The organism is Paraburkholderia sp. FW306-2-2C-D06C, from assembly GCF_058781505.1.
In genome coordinates, this window is record NZ_JBYSWU010000019.1 from 1 (window position 1) to 12,660 (window position 12,660).

A 12,660-nucleotide genomic window follows, 5' to 3' on the forward strand; every position below is an offset into this window, starting at 1 on the left:
CGAACGGCGGTCCATCCTTCAGGAAACTCCGCGACAACCTCGTTTTTACCCTCCCTCACCCACTTCACGCGCCATGCCCGCGCCATCGCCTCGCGCATGCGAGAGACCGACTCGTAGCCGGCCGGCAACTCGATCGACATCGGAAGAGTAATGAGGTTGTCTTTCCAGAGTTTGGTTTCGTCGTCGACGCGCTCGACCACGTCGAATACCCCTGCTTCGAATGGGTTCTCGGGCCGGCTCGATACTCTCACCTTCCCGTCGGGCAGACCCTCGAAAAGGCGCTCAGCATCATGGCGGGTAAGTTTTGTCTTTCCTTTCTTCATTGGTCTCTCTGCAGCAAAGTTGTCTCGCTAACGCCTAGCCCTAATGACCGAAGTCGGGCGCCACTTCCTCTCACGCGCGTTTGAAGGTGCTCACGATCCTATTCTGCGCTATTCGCTTGTTCCCGGCTTGCGCGGCGGCAATGGCACGGCTTGTGCCGCCGTCCCTGCTGCCGGATATCGGATGGATCGATCCACGCCAAGGGCTGGAGGATGTGCGGACGAGCGATTATCGACTTCTCGCAAACTCGCTTTCTACGACCGACAGCGATTATCGAATGGAAGGAGACGGCAGAACCCGGGAACTGAACTCCCGCACACGGCCCGTCTGAGTCATTCAGGCGCGATCTACCTCCGTCCGCTTCCGAACCGATTTCGGCCGATCGTCGAGCAGATCGTGAGCCAGTCCATGACCTTGAAAAAGTAACGCTCTTTCTTCACGTCCATTACGAAACCGGCAAGAGGCCTGCCGCGTTGGCGGCAAGCCAGGTTTCAGTCAATGAGATCGGCACCTGTCGTAAGGACAATCTTTCCAAAGTGTGTGCCGGAATCGATCAGTTCGTGAGCGCCGCGAGCGTCGGCAAGCGCAAAGGTCTTGTAGACAACCGGCTTGATCTTGCCGCTCTCGATGTGCGGCCACACCTGCCGCTCAAGTTCATTGATGATCGTCGCCTTGTCCGCGGATGTGCGCGATCGCAATGTTGAGCCCATATGCGTTAAACGTTTCGTCAACATCGGCAAGATGTTGAGATCCTTCGCCGGCCCCTTGATCACGCCCACCTGGAGGATCCGTCCGTCCACGGCTGCGGCGTCATAGTTTCTGGCTACATAGTCGCCGGCAATGATGTCGAGGATCACGTCGACGCCTCTTCCATCGGTAAACCGCTTCGCTTCGACGACGAAATCTTCCTCGCGGTAATCTATCGCGAGATCTGCGCCTAGCGCCAGGCTGGCCTCCCGATGCGTCTGCGAGCCAACTGTCGTGATGATTTTCGCAGCACCGAATGCCTTCGCCAGCATGGTCGCCGTGGTACCGATACCTGACGCGCCACCATGGATCAACACTGATTCGCCGGCAACCAGCTTGCCGCGCTGGAACAGGTTCAGCCATACCGTCATAAACGTTTCGGGCATGGCCCCCGCTTCCACCAACGTCAGGCCTTTGGGGATATGCATCGTGTTGCAGGCGTACGCGACGGCATATTCTGCATAACCACCGCCGGGAATCAATGCACACACCAGTTCGCCGATCCGGAATTGCGACACGTCGGAGCCGACGGCAACCACTTGACCTGCCACTTCCAGCCCTGGAATGTCCGAAGCGCCGGGGGGCGGATCATATAGCCCTTTACGCTGGAAAACGTCTGGACCGTTCACGGCAGCCGCGTGGATGCGGATCAGAACCTGATCGGCGGCCGGCATCGGCACAGGGCGCGTAGTCGGCACCAGGACCTCAGGACCGCCGGGCTGTTTGATCTCAATGGCCACCATGGACGACGGCACACGATAAGTTGAAGCAGACATGGATACACTCCTTCGATTGATGAGGCTCGATTGATCCGGTCGGATCACTGAACGAGGAACTCTTGCGCTCAGTATAGGAGTCGACATTGATGAATCTGCGCGGCATTATTCACGTGGTCCGATGCAAATTTGCATCAGGAGGGCGGCACGATGAACTGGGACGACGCGCGAGTGTTTCTCGCGGTGGAGCGCGAAAAAACGCTCCGTGGAGCGGCCAGGACGCTCAATCTCGATCAGGCGACGGTCGGCAGACGGATTGCGGCACTAGAGCACGCCCTGCGCGCAACGCTCTTCCTGCGCACCTCTGAGGGTTACGCGTTGACCGCCGCAGGCGAAACCGCGCTGAGATCAGCGGAGAAAATGGAACACTCCGCGCACGAACTCGTCAGACAAACTCAAGGTACGGATACACGGCTGGCGGGGGACGTAAGAGTCACCAGCACCGACTCGATCGCGCTCGAATTCCTGCTTCCCGCCATCGAACGCCTGCATGCTGCGCATCCCGAAGTGCGCGTCCTGCTGGACACGTCGACGCGCATGCTAAATCTGGCAAAGCGTGAAGCGGATATCGCGGTTCGGTCAGTCAGGCCGGACAATCCCGATCTGATCGCGCGGCGCCTTGCTCGCTGGCCCATGGCGCTCTTTGCATCGAATGCCTATCTCGAGCAGCACGGCAAGCCCGCCGCTGGCTCCGCATTCGCGGGCCACGATCTTGTCGTCTATCAGGGAAACTGGACCGGTAATCGATCACCGGCTCTGGCTGGCGAACCGACACACGCGGGGCGCATCGTATCGACCTTCAATTCCAGCCTCTGCGTACCGCGGTAAAGGCCGGCATCGGCATCGGTGAGCTTCCGATACATCTGGCTGAACACGACGGCCTCGTGCAGATATGGCCGGAACCCGCACGGGGGGCGGTCTACGAAATCTGGCTCGTCACGCATCAAGACCTTCGGCATACCGCGCGCATCGCGGCAATGATTGAGGGCATTGTCTCCGCGTTCGAAGATCATACCAACCACACAAAATAGGCACGCACGGCCTAGAAGTGGCCGCTTGTTGCCTGTCGTGACCGGCGGATGGCGGCGCAAATCCGATAAAAAACTCAGAAGTGGGCATGCCGCGCGGGGAGCCATCCGACGATGTTGTCGTCGCTGGTAATGGGCGGGAAGGTCCGAGCCGCGAATGCCGCTTCCCGCCATCCGGTAGACGCCTGCAAACCGCTCGCGGGGCTCGGGTGATACCGACCGGGTGTCCCGGACCCGCCAGCGGTTTCTACGGGCCATAAGGTGAGCTTTTTCGGGAGCAGTGCGCGGTCACACACCTTGCGCAGCGCCCGATGCTCGCGCCGTACCGGTTCGCTTCGGTAATGCACCTCGACGCGCATTTTCGCGCGCAGGTTGGCACCGACAGAATCGCCAAGCTGTACCTGTCGGTTTTCATTTGGTAGCCTCAAGCCGCTCGCGCAGCCAGTCGGTCACTGTAGCTTCCGGCGGACAGCCGTATTCGAGCAGCACGAGCCGGATATCGTTAAGCACCTGTTGAACCGCGTTGTACACGTAACGCGACACGTAGTTCTCCTGATCCTGTCCGAACACCGTCCCTCCGTCGATGTCGATCAGCGCGAGGCGCATGCGACCCAGCAGCTCGCGCTGTGAGAGCGTCAGGTTCCTGTCATGCAGGGTGCGCGTGGCGTCTTCAGCCAGCCGCTCACGCTGCCGTGACTGCAACTGCGCGATGCCCTTGAGGGTTTCATGTTTCATGATTTGGTCCCCGTTTCATTTTTGTCGTGCCGGTCAAAGCGGGCGTGTGATTATTGGTCGTCTGTCCGATTGCGCGCTGCAATCTATACGAGCGGTAGCGCGCCCGGTTCAGGCCACGGCAAAAACTTCCCCCATGCCGTGGATCAACAATACCCATTTGCCAATGATTTTCTGTGCGCTGATACGCATTGGGCGATACCCCTATCCAGTCGGTTCCGCCCAAGGAACTCCCGCAGTTTTGAACCGGAGCAACGTCACCGATAACCTGGCCGTTCTCCTGTGTGAAGAGGGGCGCTGCGAAGAAGCGCTGGCTGTGTTTGACAGGGCTTTGGAATACTTCCCGGACGACTGCCAGCTTCACTTCAACCGCGCCGTTGCCCTGGAGGAGCTAGACCGCGCCGACGATGCGCTGAATGGCTACGGCAAGTGCCTCGCGATTGAGCCGGATTACGCGGACGCACACTACAACCTTGCAAGACTCAAGGAACTTCGAGGGGACAAGCAAGGCGCGCTCCGAGCTGGCCACAGGACCCGAAAGAAGTCGGTGCTACTATCTTAGGCTCAGATCAAGCCCCCTTGCCGATACCCGCCTCTGACGGCCGTTCGAATTTCCACCCAGCACCTTCGTTCGAAGGAACAAGCAGTGACCCGATCACACTCGCCGGCGCGTTTCGATGCACCCGGAGATGAACAGCATCGACGTATCGTGAATGCCATTCATGACCATGGCTGGTCGGAACAGGACAATTTTTTTCCGCCGGATTTGACGCTCGCGCTGGCGTTGGAATGTGCAGCGCTTGCGACGGCCGGGACGCTCACATTGGCGCTTGTCGGCCAGGGCGCGGCACGTTCTCTTCAGCCCGATGTGCGCGGCGACCGGATTCAGTGGCTGGAGGCGGGCCAGTCCGAAGCCCGAGACCGGTATCTCGCGATCATGGAAATGCTGCGTATTGCGTTGAATCGCGGGCTCTTTCTGGGACTCGAAGAATACGAAAGCCACTTCGCATGCTACGCCCCGGGCGCTTCGTATCAGCGACACCGCGATCAATTTCTCGATGACGATAGCCGCACGGTGTCCGTCATCGTCTATCTGAATGCGGACTGGCTGCCCGAGCACGGCGGTGCATTGCGGCTACATCCTGAGGGCTTGAGCACGCAGGACATCTCGCCAGTCGGCAGCCGGCTCGCAGTGTTTCTATCCGCCGACATGCTGCACGAAGTACTGCCCGCGACGCGCGACCGCATGTCGCTCACGGGATGGTTTAGACGCCGCTCGTGATCTCCCAGGCCGTTCCGGGGCACCGTGATTTTCGTGCTGCTCACGCTGGCGATTACCCGCTGGGTAGCCCGGCGCACCCGGTCAGGGTACGTACGATGGTTCTGGTGCAAACCGGCCTACGGATCGGTTAAAGTGGCGATTCAAGCAATCTGGTGGCCGGTGATGAGCAAGCGGAAAGGTCTGGAGGGGGTGTTCGACGGTCGGCATTTTGATCGTGAGATCATTGTTCTGTGTGTGCGCTGGTATCTTCGCTACAAGCTCAGTCTGCGCGATCTTGTCGAGATGATGGCCGAGCGGGGCTTGTCGCTGGCTCATACGACAATCATGCGCTGGGTGAAGCGCTTTACGCCGGAGTTCGTCAAGCGCTGGAACCGTTTCGCAACCCCTGCGAGACAGTCGTGGCGTGTTGACGAGACCTATTTGAAGATTCGTGGCAAATGGGCCTATCTTTACCGGGCGGTGGATCGGGCCGGCCAGACAGTGGACTTCATGCTCAGGGCGAAGCGCGATGTGACTGCGGCCAAAGCCTTTTTCAGCAAGGCCCTCAAGCAACAGGGCCAGCCACCGGAGACGATCACGCTCGATGGGTATGCTGCCTCGCACCGGGCCGTGCGTGAGATGAAGGGCGATGGCCTGCTGCGTGAGGACACGAAGGTCCGGAGCTCGAAGTACCTGAACAACCTGATCGAACAGGACCATCGAAACATCAAGTCGAGAACGAACGTGATGCTCGGCTTCAAACGGTTCAGCAATGCCGCGATCACGATTTCAGGCATCGAGTTGATGCATCGCATTCGCAAGGGTCAGTTCGACCTCTGTGCTCTCGGGATCAAGGATACCGCAGCGCCCTCCATCTGGAATGCCGTCCTCTTCAATAAATAAGGCATCCTTATTTATTGAAGACATCTCCGCCCCACCGGCTATTTGCACCAGAGCCCCGAATACATGTTCGACGGTCCGCCTGCGCACGGTCATCGCATCAGGCGTCTTGTCCAGCCGACGTTGAACACCTTCCAACGGCACTGTCACGTTGCCGAGATGGTCGAGTAAGATCGCGTGATGAAAAATGCAAAATCGCTTTACCACGGTCATCGCTTTCCGGCGGCGGTCATCAGTTGCGCGGTGCGTTGGTATTTCAGGTTTCAGCTCAGCCTGCGTGATATCGAAGAACTGTTGTTCGAGCGCGGGGTTATCGTCAGTTACGAAACGGTCCGACGCTGGTGCGATAAGTTCGGTGCGTGCTTCGCACACCGTGTGAAAGCGACGCGTCGCAAGCCCGGCACCACATGGCACCTTGACGAAGTGTTTGTGACGTTGCGCGGCAAGCCTTACCTGTTGTGGCGCGCCGTCGATCAACACGGTGCTGAACTCGATATCCTGCTACAGAAGCGCCGCGACAAAGCTGCAGCGAAGCGGTTTTTCAAGCGCGTGCTTGCCTCGTGCGCTGAGGCACCGCGTAAGATCGTGACCGATCAACTGCGCAGCTATCCGGCGGCGAAAGCCGAGATTCCCGAATTGGTTCACGTCAAGCACGTCTTCGTTAAAGCCAGCGCGCGGGTCAATAACCGGGCCGAAAACAGTCATCAGCCGAAGCGCGAACGCGAGCGACGCATGCGTGGCTTCCGCGTTCCTGAACGCACGCAGGCTTTCCTATCGAGCCTCGGTCCGATCCGGCAGCACTTCGCGCTCAAGCGACACCTGCTACGCGCCTCGCTCTATCGCAAACAGCTCGCGGCACGCTTCGCCGCCTGGCATCGTTTCACTGAGATCACCCAAGGTCCGTCCGCTTTCTGAGCAAATGCGCGTCCTCTCCGCTAATGCGTCGCGAACGCTTCAACGTGACAGCGCCCTCCTGACTCACGCGCAACAGGTATCGTAGCCGGTATTGAGGTGGGCGATGAACCGCTCACGCCGCAAGCCGGCAAGCACGCATCGCTGGCATGTTCGTGTTTGGTGGGAAAACGTTCCACGATCCGTCATCGTGTCGGAAGAAGACGATGGCCAGATATCCTTGGGGTCCAAATGTACCAACGCGCACGTAGCGCCTGCGATCCGATGGAGTGCGGCTGCATTCCATCACGCGCACTGTCATTGCCGAATCGGTCCAAAACCACTTTTCAACCAATACGCGCAGGGACCTCTCACCGGTATGCATGTCGTTCTCCTTCAACCAATTTCGTCTCTCGCTGCACGCCTCATCAGCGTGGTCATGCCATCGAAGGATCGGTCAGGCTCGCGGATTGGCTGGGGAGACCATTGCAGCTGGTCGCTGGCGAACCGGTAGAGACTCGCTGAAAAGTGCGACTGCTCTTCTGTCAGACAATCGGATTCAATGAGTTCTGGAAACTCGCCGAAGCGGGCCGATCCTGTCTCCTGTTTGCATAGTTCTGCGTTGCCGCAGGCCACCGGTCTGTGTTCCGTCAGGCGCCGCGATGTTCGTATATGAGCTCATCGCTCATTACTATCCTAGTTCGAGGGCTGCAATAATGCAACTATGTGTTGCATTATATGGGTGCGCTCGCTGGGAGAGATGGCTCATCCCGGCAGACGTTGAAGCGTCGTTGTTCGAGCGGGGCATCTGCCGGTGCCACGACACAATCGCACCTCGCCGCGAAACCGCAAAAGCGATATTCTTTCGTCAACTCCCCATATCGACTCGATATCGCGCCATGGAATTGCGTCACCTCCGGCATTTCGTCGCGGTCGCCGAGACCCAGCATTTTGGTCGCGCGGCAGCACGGCTTGGCATGGCCCAGCCGCCGCTCAGCCAGTCCATCATGCGTCTGGAGGAATCGCTCGGCATCAAATTGCTCGAGCGTACGCCACGCGGGGTCTCGCTGACCGCCGCTGGCGCGGCGTTGATGGCAGAGGCGAAGCCGCTGCTGGCCCAGGCGGATCTGGCCGAGCGAAGGGTACGTCAAGCGGCGGATGAACTGGCCAGCCTCAGTATCGCGTTCGTGCCGATGTGTGCGATGCGCATCATGCCGCTCGCCATGCACGCGCTTCACAAGCAGTGGCCCGGCGTCGATGTCCGTCTGCTCGAGCGGGGCAGCGCGCTGACCGCGGCCAGTGTGAAGAATGGGAGCATTGATCTTGGCGTCGTGGTTACCAGCGTCGCCCAGGTCGCGGAACTGGAAAGCGTCGTCATCGAACGTTTAGGCATGGTCGCCGCCGTGCCCGCGAACTGGCCGCTCGCACAGCAGACCCGAGTCAGCCTGACGGATCTCGCTGCGTATCCACTCATCATGTTTCCGCAGCAGATCTCCCAGCCCGTGTTCGCCGCGCTCGAGGCTGCCCGGCGCGATGCCGACGTGTCCCCCAAAATCACGCAGCAAGCCCGTCATCCTTACACGATGCTCAATCTCGTGGCGAATGAGCTCGGCGTTGGGCTGATGCTGGATTCGGCGAGGCATCTCCCAGTGCAGGGCGTGACCTTCGTCGATATCGAAGATCTATCGCCGACATTCAATACTGAAGTTTCTCTGATCTGGACCGATCGTCCGCATAAACCCTATCATCGCGCGATGCTCGATATCATTCGCGATCTGTCGGACACCGCGCAACCGTGAGCGGTTCGTCCGGACCGAACGAACCGCTGCCGATATACGGTTCTAGTCGCCACTGGGACCGTGCATAGCGCAAGCATCGGGTTGCGCCTTGTCCGCGCTGCATCGACTCGCGGGCTCCCTTCCTCCCCTGGGTCGCGTACAGGCGACATATCCCAGACCTGTGCATCCAGGCCGGGCCAACTCATGCCCGTCGTGCGCCCACCGGGATTTCCTCTGTATTGACAACATCGAATGAGGCGTTTACATTTGTGAATGACGTTCACAAAATAACCGTTCGCGTCGCGGGCAATAGGAGGAGCAGTGAATACATTGAATGTGGCGAGCCTGTTTAACTTGGACGGGCGAGTTGCGCTGGTGACCGGAGCAGGGTCTGGTATCGGGCGAGAAACGGCGCTGTTGCTGGCGTCGGCACGCGCGCTCGTCGTCGCGGCTGATCTGAATGAAGAAGGGGCTCAGCAAACGGTCGGGCAGATCGAAAAGGCATCGGGTAAGGCGATCGCGGTGGGCGTCGATATCGGTGACGAAGCGTCGATCGTTGCGATGTTCGAGACAGTGCACGCCAGACTCGGCCGGCTCGACGTGCTGGTGAACAACGCGGGAATCTATCCGAAGACGAGCTTCGTCGATACGTCTGCGGAGAAATGGGACCGGGTATTGCGGGTCAATCTGCGTGGAACGTTCCTGTGCATGCGCGAGGCTGTCAAGCGGATGCAGGCAGGCAAGGCTGGCGGTTCGATCATCAATATTTCTTCGGTCGCCTCTCTGCAGCCAGTGATTTTTGACAATGGCGATTACGGCGCGTCAAAGGCCGGAGTGAACAATCTGACGAAGGTCGCCGCGCTCGAATTCGCGGCGGACCGGATCCGTGTCAATGCCGTGCTTCCGGGCGGCGTTGCAACCGAAGGCGCCGCGGCATCGACGAAAGTGCATCAGGCACACGGGCCGATCACGCAGCCGGGGCGCATGCCCTTGGGCCGCATTGGCGTGGCCGCTGACATCGCAAGCGCCGTGCTGTTCTTCGCGTCTCCTGCTGCCGATTATGTCACCGGGCAGTTGCTCGCCGTCGACGGAGGGTTCCAGGTCTCCTGAAAGATGCCGGAGTAACCGGTCACGCCTGCCGCGATAGTCCGGGCGACGTTATTCGTGTGGTGAACAGCACGTGAAACCTTTGCATGGTGTCCGTTCGTCCCCGGAACCGGTAGTACGGCGCCGGGGATTTTTTATGTGCCGACGTGGTGCGAATATCGTTGCGCTGTCTCTGAGGGCGCGGCGTCCAGCATCGGCGTGAGACGCATCCCGGTCCGCGCCGGAGCAGGGGCTGAAGTGGTTTTTGCGCGCGTGGCGGCACGCAAACAGGTAGTGAAAACACCGATGCGAATAATTGAACGGATAGTTGCATATCAGAACGTCCTCGCCTACGATGAACGTCAAGAGGTGCCTCATGAGCATCCACCAGGCTCCGCCCGATTGGAGACAAACGATGTATCTCCTGTATAGCGATTTATGCGGCTCGCTCGCTGATTACTCGTTTGATTCTGAAGCCCAGCGTGTCGACGCGGGGCCACCATGCGAAGACCTTTGCAAGGCGAGTCCCACCACCGCAGTCGCTGCACCCTCGCGATTGACCTCGCTGATTCGCAAGGTCAGCGTGCTTCGCTTGCGAAGCAGGCAACTCAATGGCGGCACGTTGAGTCCAGCAGATACGTTCGGAGGAGAACACCCATGACTCGCCTTACACACAAATTTTCCAGTGACGAGCGGCGTGTGATGTTCCCGCTCCTACTCCTGTCTATCGTCGCGGCAGCCGTCTATCTGCTGATACGCGAATGGCGGATGGAGGAACTCGGCCGCTCGGCGATCTTCGACGTTGCCATGGCTTTCGTCGTGCTGGGCGGTGCGGCGTCCTTCGGTGTGATCAGTTGCCTGGTGCGACGCGGGCAGCGTGCTGAAGACAGCCAGAACGAGGGATATTGCTTTCTCGGTGCGCTGATCGGCGCAGCCGTATTCTTCATCGCGGTGCTCAGTTGAGCGCGGGACCATGACGCCGGAACTGGCGTAGAGACTGCCGGAGCTGCTGGACCGACGGGCGATTCTCGACTGCATTCAGCGCTACTGCCGCGGTGTCGACCGGATGGATCGGCAGTTGACGCTGTCGGCCTATCATCGCTGACGCGATCGACGAACACGGCACATTTGTTTGCATTCCATATGAATTTGTCGATTTGGCTTCCGGATACCATCGTGAGCACCAGTTGGCGCGGCATCCCATGGTGTTTAATCACGGCGTCGACCCGTCAGGTCGACATCGTCATTCAGGCGTTGGGTAGCGGCGCCGTCGTGCTATTGCCAATGATCGACAGAAATTCCCGGCGAGTCGACGGGTCTTCGCGAAACGCGCCGAGCATCCGGCTTGTCACCAGCGAGGTTCCGGGCTTGTGTACGCCACGCGTGCTCATGCATTGATGCGCAGCCTCCAGAATCACGCCGACGCCTTTGGGCTGCAATACCGTGTCTAGCGCATCAGCGATCTGCACGGTCATCTTTTCCTGAATCTGTAACCGCTTCGCGTACGTATCGACGAGCCTTGCCAGCTTTGAAATACCCACCACCCGATGGTCTGGCAAATACGCGACATGGGCGCGTCCAATGATCGGCACCATGTGATGCTCACAATAGCTTTCGAAACGGATGTTCTTCAACACGACCATCTCGTCGTAGCCATCGACCTCGGAGAACGTCGTGGCCAGGATCTCCATAGGGTCCGAAAGATAACCCGAAAAAAACTCCGTATAGGCACGCGCGACTCGCCCGGGCGTTTGCAGGAGTCCTTCCCGCAATGGATCGTCCCCAGCCCATCTGATGAGTGTTCGAATTGCTTCTTCCGCTTCTGCCTGCGATGGCCTGGCAGAGACTGGCGGGTTGCCGATGTCGTCTCGCTTGTTCACTAAGCCTCCCTGAATCCGTGCGTGACCTGACGTTTCCCGGCGCGAGCCATGCTCCGCAGAGCAACAGCCAAGTTGAATCGCCATGTCACGGCCGGTCGCGTCATGGCGAGTGTTGGTAGGGTGATGAAAAGTGTATATAATTGCACGGCGTTCGTAAATAGAAACGTTTGGGCGTGTGTCTCCTCGGCAGATTTTCTGTGCCCGATAGCAGTAGGCGTGCGAGGAAGAGATCGCTTCACGGAGGCTAGAGCATGAAGACACGCATCACTGAGCTACTGGGAATTCGCTATCCGATTGTGCAGGGCGGCATGATGTGGGTGGGGCGTGCCGAACTGGCATCGGCGGTATCGAATGCCGGCGCGCTCGGCACCATCACCGCGCTGACACAGCCGACGCCCGACGCCTTACGCGCCGAGATCAGGCGCGTAAGGTCGATGACAGGCGAACCCTTTGCCGTCAACCTGACTATCCTGCCGACCATCAAGCCGGTTCCGTATGACGAGTATGTGCAAGCCATTGTCGAGAGCGGGGTCAAAATCGTCGAGACGGCGGGACGCAATCCTGAGCCCTATATGCCTGCTTTCAAGGCCGCCGGTATCAAGGTGATCCACAAGTGCACGTCAGTGCGTCATGCCTTGAAGGCGGAAGCGATTGGCTGCGACGCAGTCAGCGTCGACGGTTTCGAATGTGCGGGACACCCTGGCGAAGACGACGTGCCGAACCTTGTCTTACTGCCGGCTGCGGCGGCGCAGCTTCGCATTCCGATGCTCGCGTCGGGCGGCATTGCCGATGCGCGCGGGATGGTCGCGGCGCTCGCGCTCGGCGCGGACGGCATCAATATGGGCACGCGCTTCATGGCGACGCGCGAAGCCCCGATCCACGACAACGTCAAGCGCCAGTTGACGGAGCATGATGAACGCAAGACCGCGCTGATTTTCCGCTCGCTTAAGAATACGTCGCGCATTTTCCGTAACGCCGTGGCGGAACAGGTGCTCGAGCTGGAGAGCCAGCAGGGCACGACCTTCGCAGACTTGAAGCCGCTCGTGAGCGGCGAGCGCGGCAAGCGCGTCTACGAAACCGGCGACACCGACGATGGAACGTTTCCCGCGAGCCTGGCCATTGGCCTGATTCACGATATTCCGACCTGCGAGGAACTCGTGACCCGCATGGTTGCGCAGGCGCGCGATCTGATTCACTCGCGGCTTGCCGCGATGATGGACAAGGCTGGTAGCGAAACGGCGCGCGCAGCTTGAAGGGAGA

11 protein-coding genes and 2 pseudogenes are annotated in these 12,660 nt (G+C 59.6%); 9 read left to right on the top strand and 4 right to left on the bottom strand.

The annotated features are described in order from the left end of the window. Positions 1–323 (bottom strand): annotated as a pseudogene (locus tag AC3WLT_RS16290) (hypothetical protein); the annotation flags it as partial. Between the two features lie 489 nt (positions 324–812). Further along, positions 813–1,844: an NAD(P)H-quinone oxidoreductase gene (locus tag AC3WLT_RS16295; RefSeq protein ID WP_492592743.1), complete on the bottom strand. Its 1,032-nt coding sequence runs from the start codon at positions 1,842–1,844 to the stop codon at positions 813–815. Between the two features lie 150 nt (positions 1,845–1,994). Here AC3WLT_RS16295 and AC3WLT_RS16300 point away from each other — a divergent pair. Then, positions 1,995–2,875, top strand: a pseudogene (locus AC3WLT_RS16300) (LysR family transcriptional regulator). 408 nt (positions 2,876–3,283) lie between these two features. Here the strand turns inward: AC3WLT_RS16300 and AC3WLT_RS16305 are convergent. After that, complete coding sequence (locus AC3WLT_RS16305) at positions 3,284–3,607, bottom strand: hypothetical protein (protein ID WP_492592744.1); 324 nt, start codon at positions 3,605–3,607, stop codon at positions 3,284–3,286. A gap of 133 nt (positions 3,608–3,740) precedes the next feature. On the opposite strand from AC3WLT_RS16305, the gene AC3WLT_RS16310 reads away from it, so the two are divergent. The 7 genes from AC3WLT_RS16310 (at position 3,741) to AC3WLT_RS16340 (ending at position 10,483) form a co-directional block, all read left to right on the top strand. After that, the gene (locus AC3WLT_RS16310; RefSeq protein ID WP_492592745.1) at positions 3,741–4,166 is read left to right on the top strand and encodes a tetratricopeptide repeat protein; all 426 of its coding nucleotides are present in this window, start codon (positions 3,741–3,743) and stop codon (positions 4,164–4,166) included. Between the two features lie 84 nt (positions 4,167–4,250). Next, on the top strand, positions 4,251–4,886 hold the full coding sequence (locus tag AC3WLT_RS16315) for a 2OG-Fe(II) oxygenase (RefSeq protein ID WP_492592746.1): 636 nt from the start codon (positions 4,251–4,253) through the stop codon (positions 4,884–4,886). A gap of 162 nt (positions 4,887–5,048) precedes the next feature. Next, a complete protein-coding gene (locus tag AC3WLT_RS16320) occupies positions 5,049–5,768 on the top strand; it encodes an IS6 family transposase (protein WP_492592838.1) in 720 nt (239 codons plus the stop codon). Between the two features lie 177 nt (positions 5,769–5,945). Further along, the gene (locus tag AC3WLT_RS16325) at positions 5,946–6,680 is read left to right on the top strand and encodes an IS6 family transposase (protein ID WP_492592747.1); all 735 of its coding nucleotides are present in this window, start codon (positions 5,946–5,948) and stop codon (positions 6,678–6,680) included. 875 nt (positions 6,681–7,555) lie between these two features. Continuing rightward, positions 7,556–8,455 (top strand): LysR family transcriptional regulator, encoded by a 900-nt coding sequence (locus AC3WLT_RS16330; RefSeq protein WP_492592839.1) that lies wholly within the window; start codon positions 7,556–7,558, stop codon positions 8,453–8,455. 300 nt (positions 8,456–8,755) lie between these two features. Then, entirely contained in the window at positions 8,756–9,544 is a 789-nt protein-coding gene (locus tag AC3WLT_RS16335) for an SDR family NAD(P)-dependent oxidoreductase (RefSeq protein WP_492592748.1), read from the top strand. A 633-nt stretch (positions 9,545–10,177) separates the two neighbouring features. Then, positions 10,178–10,483, top strand: coding sequence for a hypothetical protein (locus AC3WLT_RS16340; protein WP_492592749.1), 306 nt, complete (start codon positions 10,178–10,180; stop codon positions 10,481–10,483). A 284-nt stretch (positions 10,484–10,767) separates the two neighbouring features. On the opposite strand, the gene folE is transcribed toward AC3WLT_RS16340, so the two are convergent. Further along, positions 10,768–11,400, bottom strand: coding sequence for a GTP cyclohydrolase I FolE (gene folE, locus AC3WLT_RS16345; protein ID WP_492592840.1), 633 nt, complete (start codon positions 11,398–11,400; stop codon positions 10,768–10,770). Between the two features lie 251 nt (positions 11,401–11,651). Between folE and AC3WLT_RS16350 the strand changes: the two genes are divergently transcribed. Further along, positions 11,652–12,653 (top strand): NAD(P)H-dependent flavin oxidoreductase, encoded by a 1,002-nt coding sequence (locus AC3WLT_RS16350; protein WP_492592750.1) that lies wholly within the window; start codon positions 11,652–11,654, stop codon positions 12,651–12,653. The last annotated feature ends 7 nt before the right edge of the window (positions 12,654–12,660 follow it).

What these genes read in the sequence shown, in the direction of transcription:
- AC3WLT_RS16340 (WP_492592749.1), top strand. Translation starts at nt 10,178, where the DNA reads ATGACTCGCCTTACACACAAATTTTCCAGTGACGAGCGGCGTGTGATG.
- AC3WLT_RS16310 (WP_492592745.1), top strand. Translation starts at nt 3,741, where the DNA reads ATGCCGTGGATCAACAATACCCATTTGCCAATGATTTTCTGTGCGCTG.
- AC3WLT_RS16320 (WP_492592838.1), top strand. Translation starts at nt 5,049, where the DNA reads ATGAGCAAGCGGAAAGGTCTGGAGGGGGTGTTCGACGGTCGGCATTTT.
- AC3WLT_RS16295 (WP_492592743.1), bottom strand. Translation starts at nt 1,844, where the DNA reads ATGTCTGCTTCAACTTATCGTGTGCCGTCGTCCATGGTGGCCATTGAG.
- AC3WLT_RS16305 (WP_492592744.1), bottom strand. Translation starts at nt 3,607, where the DNA reads ATGAAACATGAAACCCTCAAGGGCATCGCGCAGTTGCAGTCACGGCAG.
- AC3WLT_RS16350 (WP_492592750.1), top strand. Translation starts at nt 11,652, where the DNA reads ATGAAGACACGCATCACTGAGCTACTGGGAATTCGCTATCCGATTGTG.
- AC3WLT_RS16325 (WP_492592747.1), top strand. Translation starts at nt 5,946, where the DNA reads ATGAAAAATGCAAAATCGCTTTACCACGGTCATCGCTTTCCGGCGGCG.
- AC3WLT_RS16330 (WP_492592839.1), top strand. Translation starts at nt 7,556, where the DNA reads ATGGAATTGCGTCACCTCCGGCATTTCGTCGCGGTCGCCGAGACCCAG.